10 protein-coding genes are annotated in these 12,595 nt (G+C 61.2%); 8 read left to right on the top strand and 2 right to left on the bottom strand.

Translation table 11 applies throughout. From position 1 onward, the window contains the following. Positions 1-123: 123 nt before the first annotated feature. The 6 genes from BMX92_RS17365 to BMX92_RS17340 all read left to right on the top strand — a co-directional run bounded on the left by BMX92_RS17365 (position 124) and on the right by BMX92_RS17340 (position 7,782). Entirely contained in the window at positions 124-1,563 is a 1,440-nt protein-coding gene (locus BMX92_RS17365; RefSeq protein WP_093018793.1) for a 3-oxoacyl-[acyl-carrier-protein] synthase III C-terminal domain-containing protein, read from the top strand. Between the two features lie 12 nt (positions 1,564-1,575). After that, the gene (locus BMX92_RS17360) at positions 1,576-2,772 is read left to right on the top strand and encodes an acetyl-CoA acetyltransferase (RefSeq protein WP_093018791.1); all 1,197 of its coding nucleotides are present in this window, start codon (positions 1,576-1,578) and stop codon (positions 2,770-2,772) included. After that, positions 2,772-3,230 carry a MaoC family dehydratase gene (locus BMX92_RS17355; RefSeq protein WP_093018789.1) on the top strand — a complete coding sequence of 153 codons (459 nt, stop codon included), beginning with the start codon at positions 2,772-2,774 and terminating at the stop codon, positions 3,228-3,230. The genes BMX92_RS17360 and BMX92_RS17355 overlap by 1 nt, the downstream gene beginning before the upstream one ends. Beyond that, the gene (locus BMX92_RS17350; protein WP_093018787.1) at positions 3,227-4,123 is read left to right on the top strand and encodes an HpcH/HpaI aldolase/citrate lyase family protein; all 897 of its coding nucleotides are present in this window, start codon (positions 3,227-3,229) and stop codon (positions 4,121-4,123) included. Before BMX92_RS17355 ends, BMX92_RS17350 begins: the two co-directional genes overlap by 4 nt. Beyond that, the gene (locus tag BMX92_RS17345) at positions 4,116-5,285 is read left to right on the top strand and encodes an acyl-CoA dehydrogenase family protein (RefSeq protein ID WP_093018785.1); all 1,170 of its coding nucleotides are present in this window, start codon (positions 4,116-4,118) and stop codon (positions 5,283-5,285) included. The genes BMX92_RS17350 and BMX92_RS17345 overlap by 8 nt, the downstream gene beginning before the upstream one ends. 166 nt (positions 5,286-5,451) lie before the next feature. Then, entirely contained in the window at positions 5,452-7,782 is a 2,331-nt protein-coding gene (locus BMX92_RS17340) for a TonB-dependent receptor (RefSeq protein WP_093018783.1), read from the top strand. A 42-nt stretch (positions 7,783-7,824) separates the two neighbouring features. Here BMX92_RS17340 and BMX92_RS26985 read toward each other — a convergent pair whose 3' ends face one another. After that, positions 7,825-8,475 (bottom strand): TetR/AcrR family transcriptional regulator, encoded by a 651-nt coding sequence (locus BMX92_RS26985; protein ID WP_177185113.1) that lies wholly within the window; start codon positions 8,473-8,475, stop codon positions 7,825-7,827. A gap of 132 nt (positions 8,476-8,607) precedes the next feature. On the opposite strand from BMX92_RS26985, the gene BMX92_RS17335 reads away from it, so the two are divergent. Next, complete coding sequence (locus BMX92_RS17335) at positions 8,608-9,879, top strand: cytochrome P450 (protein WP_177185112.1); 1,272 nt, start codon at positions 8,608-8,610, stop codon at positions 9,877-9,879. A gap of 37 nt (positions 9,880-9,916) precedes the next feature. Beyond that, positions 9,917-11,350, top strand: a complete 1,434-nt coding sequence (locus BMX92_RS17330) for an aromatic ring-hydroxylating oxygenase subunit alpha (RefSeq protein ID WP_093018779.1) — start codon at positions 9,917-9,919, stop codon at positions 11,348-11,350. Between the two features lie 62 nt (positions 11,351-11,412). Here BMX92_RS17330 and BMX92_RS17325 read toward each other — a convergent pair whose 3' ends face one another. Then, a complete protein-coding gene (locus BMX92_RS17325; protein WP_093018777.1) occupies positions 11,413-12,360 on the bottom strand; it encodes an NAD-dependent epimerase/dehydratase family protein in 948 nt (315 codons plus the stop codon). Between the last annotated feature and the right edge of the window lie 235 nt (positions 12,361-12,595).

Here is a 12,595-nt window from a genome sequence, read left to right as displayed (position 1 = left end):
TCACTTGCATAAAGTACTATAGCGCACTAAATCTTCGTCAATCGAGAGGCGATGGCCTCTCCGCGGCGTAATGCCGCCCGACGCAACCAGAAAAGGGGCCATGGCCCCAGGCAGGTGAGGTGCATGACGGATATCGGTATTGCGCGCTTTGGCGCCTATGTTCCCCGCCTTCGGATCGAACGGTCGATCATCGCCGCTGCTCATGCGTGGATGGCGCCGGGCCTGAAGGGGCAGGCCAAGGGCAGTCGTGCCTTCACCAGTTGGGATGAAGATGCCATTACCATGGCGGTGGAGGCAGCGCGCGATGCTGCCGGATGGGGGGGGCTGACAGGCGTGGAGGCGGTGCGGCTGGCATCGACCAACCTGCCCTATGCTGACCTTCAGAACGCGACCATCGTCGCCGGGGCGATCGGTGCGCCATCGACCATTGCCACATCGGATGCCTCCGGGTCGCAGCGGGCAGGCACGTCGGCGCTGTTGCAAGCCTTGAAAGGGGGGCGACCGGAACTGGTGGTCGCGGCCGACAATCCCTATGGCAAGCCCGCCAGTGGGCAGGAGTTGAGCTTTGGTGCAGGGGCGGCAGCCTTCCTCCTGTCGGATCAGGATGTGGCGGCGCGGCTGATCGGGTCGGCCAGCATCAACAGTGTCTTTGTCGACCATTTCCGGTCGGACGAAGCGAGCAGCGACTATGCCTGGGAAGAGCGGTGGGTGCGCGATGAAGGCTATGCCAAGATCGCCCCGGCGGCGATCCGGGCGGCACTGGCCGATGCACAGATCGACATTGCCGATATCCAGCATTTCGTCATGCCATCCTATCTGAAGGGCGCGGCGGATGCCGTGGCGAAGAAGGTGAAATTTGCTGGCGCCGTCGCAGGCGGGCTGGAAGATGGGGTGGGCTATGCCGGTGCGGCCCATGCGCTGCTGATGCTGGCGGCAACGCTGGAAAAGGCGCAGCCGGGCGAGCGCATATTGCTGGTCGGATTCGGGCAGGGCGCCGATGCTCTGATCTTCGAGGTGACGGACGCGATCGCCAATGCCCAGCCGGCGCGGGGTGTCGCTGGTTGCATTGCCGACGCTCTGCCGACCGACAGCTACTTGCGGATGCTGTCCTTCTATGGCGGGCTGGAGGCCGAATGGGGCATGCGATCGGAAAAGAGCGGCAAGACGGCCCTGACCGAACAATATCGCTCTGCCGGCCAGTTGGAAGGATTTAATGCCGGCAAGTGCGGCAGCTGCGGGACGGTGCAGTTCCCGCAGCTGCAATATTGCGTGCAATGCCATGCGTCGGCTGAAGGGTTCAGCGACGTGTCGCTGCGCGACGAGCAGGCGGAGGTGCTGACCTCCACCGCCGACTGGCTATCCTATCATCCCTCGCCGCCCTTGTGGGTCGGCTTTGTTCGCTTCGACAGCGGCGCCCGCGTCCTGATGGAGATGGTCGATATCGGCAAGGACGGGATCGATACCGGCGCGAAGCTGCGGATGGTCTACCGCATCAAGGAAAAGGACCGGCAGCGCGGCTATAACCGTTATTTCTGGAAATCGACGCCGCTGGGTGCGGCCTGAGGAGCAAGAGCCATGGCAACAGGGATCAAGGACAAGGTCGCCATATTGGGCATGGGATGCTCCAAGTTCGGCGAGCGTTGGGATGCGGGATCGCCCGACCTGATGAAGGAAGCGTTCGAGGAAGCGCTGGCGGATGCGGGGATCGAGCGCAAGCAGATCGACGCGGCCTGGTTCGGCTGCTGGGGGGATGGCATCAATGTCGGCAATTCCTCCATTCCTGCGGCCATGGCGCTGCGGCTGGAGGGCATACCGGTCAGCCGCGTGGAAAATATGTGTGCGACCGGCACGGAAGCGCTGCGCGGCGCGACCTATGCGGTGGCCAGCGGCGCGGCTGACATCGCGCTGGCCATCGGGGCGGAAAAGCTGAAGGATACCGGCTTTGGTGGGCTGCCGCCGCCGTTCAAGGGTACGTTCAACGACATGTGGATGCCGATGGGGTCGGCGCCGGCGGGCTTTGCGCAACTGGCGCCCTATTATCGGTCGAAATATGGCACGTCGAAGGAAGATCTGAAGCGCGCGATCAGCCATGTCTCATGGAAAAGCCATCAGAATGGGCAGTATAGCCCCAAGGCGCATTTCCAGAAGGCGGTGTCGATGGAAACCATCATGAACGCGCCGATGATTTCCGATCCGCTGGGCCTGTTCGACTGTTCGGGCGTGTCGGACGGATCGGCCTGCGCCATCGTGACGACGCCGGAGATCGCCAGAGCGCTGGGCAAGAGCGATCTGGTGACGATCAAGGCATTGCAACTGGCGACCAGTTCGGGGCGCGAGACGCAGACGAACAGCTGGGACGGCAGCTATGTCGCGACGACCCGTGCGGCTGCCGCGCGGGCCTATAAGGAAGCGGGCATCACCGATCCGCGCAGTCAGGTGCATCTGAGCGAAGTGCATGATTGCTTCTCGATCACTGAACTGGTCACTATGGAGGATCTGGGCTTTTCCGACGACGGCCGTGCGGTGTTCGACATTCTCGACGGGCGCTATGATCGGGACGGCGCCATGCCGTGCCAAATTGACGGGGGCCTCAAATGTTTCGGCCATCCGATCGGCGCGTCGGGGCTGCGCATGGCTTATGAAATCTACAATCAACTGCTCGGCCGGGCGGGCGAACGGCAAATGTCGTCGCCGTCGATCGGCGTTACGCATAATCTGGGCGGTGTTCCCTATCAGGGGATCGCAGCCATCTCTGTTCTGGGGCTCGCATAATGGCTGGTGTCTGGTTTGATGAATTGGAAGTCGGGCAGGTGTTCCATCACCCGATCCGCCGTACCTTGACCGAAACCGACAATCTGTTGATGTCGACGCTGACGCATAATCCGGCGCAGTTGCACATTGATGCCGAATATATGAAGGGGACGCCATTCGGGCGCCCGCTGATGAATTCGGCCTTCACCCTGGGCCTGATGGTCGGCATTTCGGTGGGGGACACGACGCTGGGCACGGCGGTCGCCAATCTGGGATGGGATGAAGTGCGCTTCCCCAATCCACTCTTCGCTGGCGATACCATCCATGTCGTGACGGAAGTCATCGAATTGCGGGAGTCGAAGTCGCGGCCGGAGGCCGGTATCGTCACCTTCCTGCATCAGGCTTTCAACCAGAAGGATGAACTGGTGGCCACCTGCAAGCGGTCCGGATTGCAGCTCAAGAAGCCGGCGGACGCATGACCAGTCTGCCGATCCGGTCCTTTCTGTTCATTCCGGGGGACAGCGAGAAGAAGTTGGGGAAGGTCGATGGTACGGCCGCCGACGCCTTCATCTTCGACCTGGAGGATGCCGTGGCGGTGGCGCGCAAGCCGGTCGCGCGCGAAATGGTGCCAGCGTTCATCAAGGCGCGCCCAAAGAGCCAGCGCAAGGCGCAATATTGGGTGCGGGTCAACCCGCTCGATACGCCCTGGACGCTGGAGGATCTGGCCGTGATCGTATCGGCCGCGCCCGATGGCATCATGTTGCCCAAGGTGAATGGGCCGCAGGATGTGGCGCAGGTCAGCCATTATCTGTCCGCGCTGGAAACGGCGGCGGGCATCGAAGTGGGATCGATCAAAATTCTGCCGGTGGCGACCGAAACGGCGATCTCGCCCTTTCGGCTGGGCGATTATGCAGGGGCCGGGCTTGACCGTCTCTATGGTCTGACCTGGGGGGCGGAGGATCTGAGTTCCGCCATCGGGGCGAGCGGCAATACCGACGAGAGCGGGCAGTGGACGCTGACCTACAAGATGGTCCGCTCCCTCTGTCTGCTCGGTGCACATGCCGCAGGCGTTGAGGCGGTCGATACGCTGTACGTCGATTTTCGCGACCCCGATGGATTGCGCGCATCCTGCATGGCGGCGCGGGCGGAAGGTTTTTCGGGACGGGTGGCCATCCATCCGGCGCAGGTCGACATCATCAATGAGAGCTTCTCGCCATCGCCGGCGGAGGTGGATTTTGCCCGCCGGGTGGTCGATTTGTTCGCCGCCAACCCGGATTCGGGGACTTTGGGACTGGACGGAAAGATGCTGGATATTCCGCACCTGAAACAGGCGCAACGTACGCTGGCCATGCATGAGGCGCGTCATGGCTGATCCGCTGCTGCGCAATGATGGCGGCCGGGGCATATTCTCCGCCGAACATGAGCAATTCCGTGAGACGGTGGCGCGCTTCGTCGATGAAGAATTGGTGCCCAACCATCATCAATGGGAAAAGGATGAGGTCGTCCCTCGCGAGATATGGAAGCGCGCGGGCGAGGTCGGCATTCTTTGCCCCAATATCCCGGAGGCCTATGGTGGCTTCGGGGCGGACTGGCTCTACAATGTCGTGATCATCGAGGAGCTGGCGAAGAAGGGCATTACCGGCCCCGGCTTCATGGTGCATTCGGAGATGGTCGCGCCCTATATTTTGGCGGCCGGCACCGAGGAACTGAAGCAGGACGTCCTGCCGAAAATGGTGACGGGCGAGTATATCGGCGCGCTGGGCCTGACCGAGCCGGGCGCCGGGTCCGACGTCAAGGAAATCCGCACGCGGGCCGTGCGCGATGGCGACGACTATGTCCTCAACGGGCAGAAGGTCTATATTTCCAACGGCCAGCTTGCCGATGTTATGGTGTGCGCCTGCAAGACCGATCCGGCAGCCGGTGCCAAGGGCGTCAGCCTGATCGCGGTCGACACGCATCAGGAAGGGTTCAAGCGCGGCCGCAATCTGGAGAAGATCGGCCTCAAGGCGCAGGATACGTCGGAAATCTTCCTGGAGGATGTCCGCGCGCCGCTCCATCGCCTGCTGGGCACGGAAGGCGGCGGCTTTGGCATCATGATGGGCAAGCTGGCGCAGGAACGGCTGACGCAGGCCGTGCGCAGCATCTGCGTGGCGGAAGCCGCGATCCAATGGACCGTCGATTATACGTCGGAACGCAAGATGTTCGGCCAGACGCTGGCCGATTTCCAGAACACCCAGTTCGTTCTGGCGGAATTGTCGGCTGAAGTGCTGTCGGCCCGTGTCTTTACCGACTGGTGCATCAAGCGGTTCCTGGCCGGGGAACTGACCGGCGTGGAAGCGGCCAAGGTGAAGTTGGTCGTGACCAACCTGCATGTGAAGGTCGTTGACCAGTGCCTGCAATTCTTCGGTGGCTATGGCTATATGACCGAATATCCGATCGCCCGCGCCTATGTCGACGCACGGATCGTCCGCATCGCGGGGGGCGCGGCAGAGGTCATGAAGCAGATCATCGGGCGCGACCTGTTCAAGAAATAGAAGCTCCCATTATTTACATTCAAACCTGAATGTATGTCTTTACTCATTCCAGTAAGCACGCTAACCATAAGGCGTGCGGACGGGAGGGTGACTCAACGACCGATCCGCACATCCCGTTGACATAAAAAAGCGCCGGACTGCGGCGTGACATGGGGAGAGGATTGGCATGACGTACAACAGGCTGTTGTTGTGCGCTTCGCTCATTGCGATTGCGCAAATGAATCATGTGGCTTTGGCGCAGGAGGATGGGGCAGGCGGCACCGCGCGCCAGCAGGCCGACATCATCGTGACGGCCCAGCGCCGCGAACAAAGATTGGAGGATGTGCCGCTGACGGTGGCGGTGCAGTCCGGTGAGCAACTGGCCCGTGCGGGCGTGACTGACAGTCGCGGCCTTCAGCAACTCACGCCGGGTCTCGTCTTCCAGCAGCAGAGCAGCTTCCTCAATCCGTCGCTGCGCGGCATTTCCACCACGGTCGTCACGGCGGGTGCAGAAAACCCGATCGCAATCTATCTCGACAATGTCTATGTCTCCAGCTTCGCCGGATCGATCCTGTCGCTACCCGACGTGGACCAGATCGAAGTGCTGAAGGGGCCGCAAGGCACGTTGTTCGGCCGTAATGCGACCGGCGGCGCGATCCGCATCTCCACCAAGGAGCCGGGCAACGACGTCGCGGGCAAGATCGACGTCACGACCGGCTATTATGACGGCGCCGGATCAAGCCGGTCGGCCTATGACCTGTCTTTCAAGGGCTTTGTATCCGGTCCGATCGTGGAGGATGCGATAGCGGCCAGCCTGGCCTTCTCCTATCGCAAGAGCAATGGATATGGGCGCAATGTCGCCTATTCGCAGGTATCGGACAGCGTGCGTCACGCCTTTGGCAGCGATCGCATGATGTATTTGGAAGACAAGCTGTTGCGTGGGAAATTGCGCCTTACCCCGACGGACAATCTGGACGTCCTGCTGACCGGCTATTGGAACGAGTGGGAGTCCGATCGCGGGCAGATCGGCGTGGTACAGTCGGGCGGCACGGCGACCGGCCCGGCCCAGTTGAACGACGCCAATGGCAATCCCTACAATTACATCGTCGGCACGCGTCCCTGGCAATATGCCTATGATGCGCACAAGCCCAATGCGTCGGTGGAAGGGCGGGGCGCCAGTATGCGGGTCAAATGGGATCTGGATATGGGCCAGTTCACGTCGACTACGGCTTGGTCGCGGGCGCGCAGCCGCGAGTATGTCGATTCCGATGCCACCTATTCGCCTGACTGCCTGGAGATCGCGAATGTCGGCGCGGGCGTTGGCTGTGTCGCGCCGTTCGACACGATATTGGACAAGACCTTCCAGCAGGAACTGCTCTTTTCCTCGAAGGATTTCGGCATTTTCAGCTTTGTCGCCGGCGCGAACTATTATCGTGGAACGTCGGTGGTCGATGTGCGGGTCAGCGACTTTGCCACGGGCGCTTTCCCCGCTGGCGACCTGTCGGTGAATTATCCGTCCATCTTCACATACAATACCGGCATCAAGACGAAGGCGATCGGCCTCTTCGCGGAGGGTACGTTCAAATTCACCGATCGGCTGACCGGCGTTGCGGGCATCCGCTATAGCGATGAGAAGAAGAGCGGTACGACATCCTTCTTCGGCGGGGCGGATTCGCCGCTGGTCCCGATCAAGGACGATGCCTGGACGCCGCGCGTATCATTGATGTACGAAATCGCCGATCGCACGAACATCTATGCGACATGGTCGAAAGGCTTCAAGTCGGGTCTCATCCCGGGCGGCAATGCCGCCTATATTCAGGGCAGCGCCAATCCACTTCCCAGCGTTCGGCCGGAAAAGATCACCGCCTATGAAGTGGGCTTCAAGACGGCGAAGGCCGGCGCCTATACGTTCAACCTGGCGGCCTTCTATTATGACTATAGCGATGTGCAGGTGCAGGCCAGTCTGGGGGCGGGCGGTACGGTCATCGCCATCCAGAATGCCGCCAGCGCCACCATTTACGGCTTCGATGCGGAAGGCACGCTGACCCTGAACGATGATTTCAGCCTGCGGGCGGGCGCATCCTATATTCCCCGCGCGCGCTATGACCGCTTTCCGGGGGCACAGGTCGCGTTGCCGCCAGGCACCTATGGTGGCTTCGTCAATGGCGAACTGGTGGATCTAAAGAATAAGCGTCTGTTCAAGACGCCCAAATTCACCGGCAATATCGCGCTGAATTACGAGCATGAGCATGATTGGGGCAAGATCGACGCGACGGTGAACGCCTATTATGCCTCGCGCCTCTATTTCGACCCGACCTATCTCTTCTCCACCAAGGAGTTCAAGCTGGGCGGCGAGGTCGGCTTCACGCCTGCGGGCAGCCCGTTCCGCGTCGCTCTATGGGTGCGCAACCTCACAAATAATGACGCCTATGTGTCCTATCAGCTGACGTCCAACGCATCGGTGCTGACGCCGGGCGAGCCGCGTTCCTTCGGCCTGACGGCAGGATATAAATTCTGAAATAGGGGAAGGGGGCGCTTTCGGGCGCTCCCTTTCTATCGATCAGAGGCGGACGCGGACAAATTCCAGCAGCATGGTGCGGGTGTCCGCCATCGTTCGGCCAATGGTGTCGGATGTCTGGCTGAGCAATTGGGCCATCGCTGCGCCTTCGCTCATCATCAGGGTGATTTCCAGACTGGTTTCGATCAGCGGCGCGGGAATATGGCCATCCAGATTGCGGCGCCAGAACTCCCGGAATTGCTGGGTCAGCGGGCGCTGCAATTCCAGTGTCCGGTCCTTGAGCGCGGGATCGCCGCGGCTGGCGCTCAGCAGGTCATAGACAGCGATGGCGTCGGGCGAGACGGTGAGCGCCGTCACCTGATCGAACAAGGCGGCGACGCGGTCGATGCCACGCACGCCATCGGGCACGCTATAGCGTTCGAACGCCTGCGACAGCCGATCGTCCAGTTCGCGCACGGCGGCCAGGATCAATTCTTCCCGGCTGCTGAAATGATGCTGGATGGCGCCGCGCGTCAGATTGGCGTCGGCGGCGATCTCGCTCATGCTGGTGGCGGCGATGCCGCGTTCGCGCATCAGGCGGATGGCGCTATCGAGCAGGCCGGCGCGCGAGGTTGCGCTGCGCTCTTCCTGCGAACGGCGGATTCGGCCTGTCTTCCTTGTCCCGTTCTTCTCGATCGTCGTGCGTGTCGCCATCAGCTTTCCGGCATGCCCTGTTCGGTTCCCCTTTACAAGGTCCCGCTGCTTGTACATACATTCGATAAAGAATGTATGTTGCTTCTATGCCTTTTTAGGATGGGATGGCAATCATGTACCCGGAGAGATGATGTGACGGCGACTGATACGCTCGATTCCGCAGCCAGTTTTGATTTTACCGCGCCGCCTCTGCTGGCCTATCCGCACGAAGCGCTGGCGACATTGCGGGAGCAGGGGCCGGTGGTGAAGGCGCGCGTGCCCGGCGGGATGGACGCCTATCTCGTCACCGGTTTTGCCGCCGTGTCGGAAGCGACCAAGCGGACCGAGGATTTCTCGTCACAGATGGGGCATCTGACCAACCGGCCGAACATGGATAATCATGAGGCGCTGGCGATATTGGCAGAGGCCGGGAAGGCCGGGTCCGGCTTGTTGCTGGTGTCCGACGATCCCGATCACAAACGCTATCGTGCATTGGTCAATGCCGTGTTCGCGCATGGTCGGATCGCCAACCTGCAACCGCTGATCGAACGGATCGTGACGCAGTTGCTGGACGATATGGCGCGGAAGGAAGAGGCGGATTTCGTCAATGAATTCGCCGTGCTGCTGCCCACCTATGTCATTGCCGACATATTGGGACTGGACCGCGATCACTGGCATCTGGTGCGCCAATGGTCGGACGCCGCCATCCTGCTGGTCAGCCGTATGGGAACGATGGCGCAGGAGGTTGAGGCCGCGAAACAGGTGGTGGCGTTCATTCGCTTCATCCGCGAACGGCTGGCGCTGCGCCGCGCCGATCCGGCGGACGACCTGATTTCCAATCTGGTCCATGTGGGCGTCGATGGCATTCCGCCGCTCAACGATGATGAGGCGACCGCGCTGACGCTGGAAATCGCGGTGGCGGGCAATGAAACGACGCGCAACACGCTGATGAGCGGGTTGGTGCAATTGCTGCGGCACCCGGAGCAGATGGAGATGCTGCGCGCCGACCCGTCGCTGATCGCCAATGCGGTGGAGGAATTGCTGCGCTATGAGACGCCGGCGACGTCGATGTGGCGGATCGCCACGCGCGACACCGAACTGGCGGGCACTTTCATCCCGGAAGGCGCGCCGGTGTTGCTCCGGTTTGACGCGGCCAATCGCGATCCGGCGCGTTTTCCGGAACCGGACCGGTTCGACATCACCCGCAAGGAGGCGCGCAATCATGTCGCCTTCGGCGCGCCCGGCGTGCATCGCTGCCTGGGGCAGATGCTGGCGCGCAAGGAACTGGCGATTGCCCTGCCGGCGCTGCTCGCGCGATTACAGGATATTCGCGTCCTGGATGGCAGCGACACCGATTATTGGCCCGGCCTGCTGCATCGCGGGATCACCAGCCTGCGGATCGGATACCGGGCGGCAAACGCATAAAATTTACAGCATAATCATAGGAACAGGATGATCGATCATGGCGACGATTGTACGCAAATCGGAAATTACCCGCGGTTATGGCACGAAAGAACGGCCGGTCACGCAGGAAGTGTGGGACAAGGAGACATTCTTCCCCGATCATGTGTCGCTGCACATTGATGGGACGATCGAGCCGGATAGCCGACGTTTCGACCATAATATCTATATCGATCCCGGCATCGCTGCGCTGGAGCAGGAGCATGTGTGGGAGAAAAGCTGGCTCTATATCGGCCGGGATGAGGATCTGCCCAATGTCGGCGATCGCATGCCGGTGAATGTCGGTCGGCGGTCTTACATGATCGTCCATGCATCGCCCGACGAATATAAGGCCTATTATAATAGCTGCCCGCATCGCGGCACCGAACTCTGTTCGCAGAAGGAAAATGCAGCGTCGATCCGCTGCCCCTATCATGGCTGGGAATGGCAGAATGGCGGGAAGCTGAAGCGCATTCCGAGCCATTGGGATTTCAAGGAAATCACGCCCAATAATGGCGGCCTGCCCGAAGTGCGACTGGAGCGCTGGGGCGGGTTCCTGTTCATCAATGCCGACAAGGATGCACCGTCGCTTCAGGATGCGCTGGGCCTGATCCCGGATCATTTCAAGGAATTCGATTACGCCAATCGCTACACCTATGGCCATTTCCGTCGTGAGATGGACTGTAACTGGAAGGTGGCGCAGGAGGCCTTTCAGGAAGCCTATCACCTCTATGCGACCCATCCCGAAGCCGTGCCCTTCGCCGGCGACGCGCAGGGCAAATATGATGTCTGGGAAACCAAGGGCAGCTATATCGGCCGCAATTCGACCTATTCGGCCATCCCGTCGGCGCATGCGCCGGCCGATACCGATCCGGTCGCATCGGCGCAGATGTTCCTGCAAACGACGGGCGACTGGCACTATCCCGGCCACCCGGTGACGGTGCTGGACCCGGACAAGGGTTTGCGGGCGCAGGTGGCGGATTGGATTCGCGACGCATATCGGGCGAAACATGGCAAGGATACCGAGTTGCCGGACGCCATCTTGCTCGATTCCCTGCTCTATTTCTTCTACCCGCATTGCTGCTTCTGGCTGTCGGAGGCAGTGCCCTTTACCTACCAGTTCTGGCCGCATGCGACCGACCCGAACAAAAGCTATTTTGAAGTGCGCATGCTCTATCCGGTTGGCGAAGGCGAAGCGCGACCGGCGGCGGCGCCGCGCGTGGATATCGGCCCGGACGAGTCGATCTTTGCGACCATGCAGGAGAGCTTCGGCTTCCTCGCCTATATCTTCGATCAGGATTGCAGCAATTTGCCGCGGGTGCAGCGCGGCGCGCATTCGGCCAATATCGAAAATCCCACCACCTTCCTGGGCGCCTATCAGGAATCGATTATCCAGCAGTGGAACAAGGTGATTCTGGCCGCGATCGAGGAGGGACAAGCGCGCAAGCGCGCCTGACGCCTGAAACCAAATAAGGGGGCTGCGGCGCCGGAGTGATCCGGCGCCGTCTTTTTATTTGTTCAGGAAGCAGCCTTGCGCGGCGCGACCCAGGAGGGGGCGGCGCGTTCTGTCGCGGCGGCATAATCGGGGTGCAGACAATCCTCCAATATGTCGACGCGATCCTCGCGCGGCGACCAGCCCAGTTGCGTGCGGGTGCGCGGACAACGCTGGCGACTGTTGGATTGCAGGATGATCTTGCCCAGCCCCTTGTCCCAAATGTCGCAGGCTTCCTCGACCGTAACGGAGCGAGTCGGCACGCCCAGATGCTGGGCGATCCGCTGTGCCATCACGCCATAGGCGACCTCACCCGACACCGCGAAATAGAGCGCGCCCGCTTCGCCCTTTTCGATGGCGAGGCGGTAGATTTCGGCCAGTTCCTCGACATGGATGTTGGAATAGACGTTGAGGCCCCGGCCGATATGGCAGACCGCGCCGGTGGTGCGGGCCGAATGATAGAGATCGGCGATGATCTGGCTGCCGCCATTGCCCCAGATGAGCGACGGACGGATCACCATGCCGCGCACGCCCTGTTTCGCGGAGTCGCGGGCAATGGCTTCGTTGATCAGGCGGGGGGCGATCTGTCGCTTGGGTTCGAAGGGTTCATCCTCGGCGAAGCTACGTTCGTCCCACAGGCCGCCGGTCGGGATCGACATCAGGCTGGTGCCGCTGGTGAAGATGAAGGTCTTGCCGCTGCCTTCGAAGTGATCGACGATCGTCTGCGTCACCTGCTTTTCATGGTCCAGCATGAGTTGGGCAGCGAAGATAACGACATCCTGCCCTTCCAGCATCGCCGGGATCGAGTCGATCTGGGCCAAGTCGCCGCGCACGGCGCGCACGCCCATGGCCTGCAAGATCGCGTCATTGGCGGCGTTGCGGGAAAAGCCCGACAATTCGTGACCATGGGCCGCCAGATTGGCGACGATATGCCGCCCCAGATAGCCGGTCGCGCCGAAGATGATGATCTTCATGGATCAGACCTCCGTGGCGATGGCTATGGGGGCGGACAGGCCGCAAGGGTGGGCTTCAGTCATGATGGGCATCCTCCTCCAAATGTCATTGCACTGACATAAATACATTCAAGAAAGGATGTATCTTGCGTTTGCGGTCGGATGCAATAAGTTTCGATCCAGTTCCTGAAGGGTTTGCGCAAAGCCCTTCCCAAAAGCAGGCCGAATAACAGGCCGGGCGCACCGGTTTAGACGG

It is taken from the genome of Sphingobium sp. YR768 (assembly GCF_900111125.1).
GTDB lineage: Bacteria > Pseudomonadota > Alphaproteobacteria > Sphingomonadales > Sphingomonadaceae > Sphingobium.
The sequence above is the reverse complement of the archived record's forward strand: the minus strand, read 5'-3'. Positions and strand labels throughout refer to the sequence as shown.

Coding starts and splice junctions, on each gene's coding strand:
- BMX92_RS26985 (WP_177185113.1), bottom strand. CDS start 8,475: ATGGCGACACGCACGACGATCGAGAAGAACGGGACAAGGAAGACAGGC.
- BMX92_RS17350 (WP_093018787.1), top strand. CDS start 3,227: ATGACCAGTCTGCCGATCCGGTCCTTTCTGTTCATTCCGGGGGACAGC.
- BMX92_RS17345 (WP_093018785.1), top strand. CDS start 4,116: ATGGCTGATCCGCTGCTGCGCAATGATGGCGGCCGGGGCATATTCTCC.
- BMX92_RS17360 (WP_093018791.1), top strand. CDS start 1,576: ATGGCAACAGGGATCAAGGACAAGGTCGCCATATTGGGCATGGGATGC.
- BMX92_RS17325 (WP_093018777.1), bottom strand. CDS start 12,360: ATGAAGATCATCATCTTCGGCGCGACCGGCTATCTGGGGCGGCATATC.
- BMX92_RS17365 (WP_093018793.1), top strand. CDS start 124: ATGACGGATATCGGTATTGCGCGCTTTGGCGCCTATGTTCCCCGCCTT.
- BMX92_RS17340 (WP_093018783.1), top strand. CDS start 5,452: ATGACGTACAACAGGCTGTTGTTGTGCGCTTCGCTCATTGCGATTGCG.
- BMX92_RS17330 (WP_093018779.1), top strand. CDS start 9,917: ATGGCGACGATTGTACGCAAATCGGAAATTACCCGCGGTTATGGCACG.
- BMX92_RS17355 (WP_093018789.1), top strand. CDS start 2,772: ATGGCTGGTGTCTGGTTTGATGAATTGGAAGTCGGGCAGGTGTTCCAT.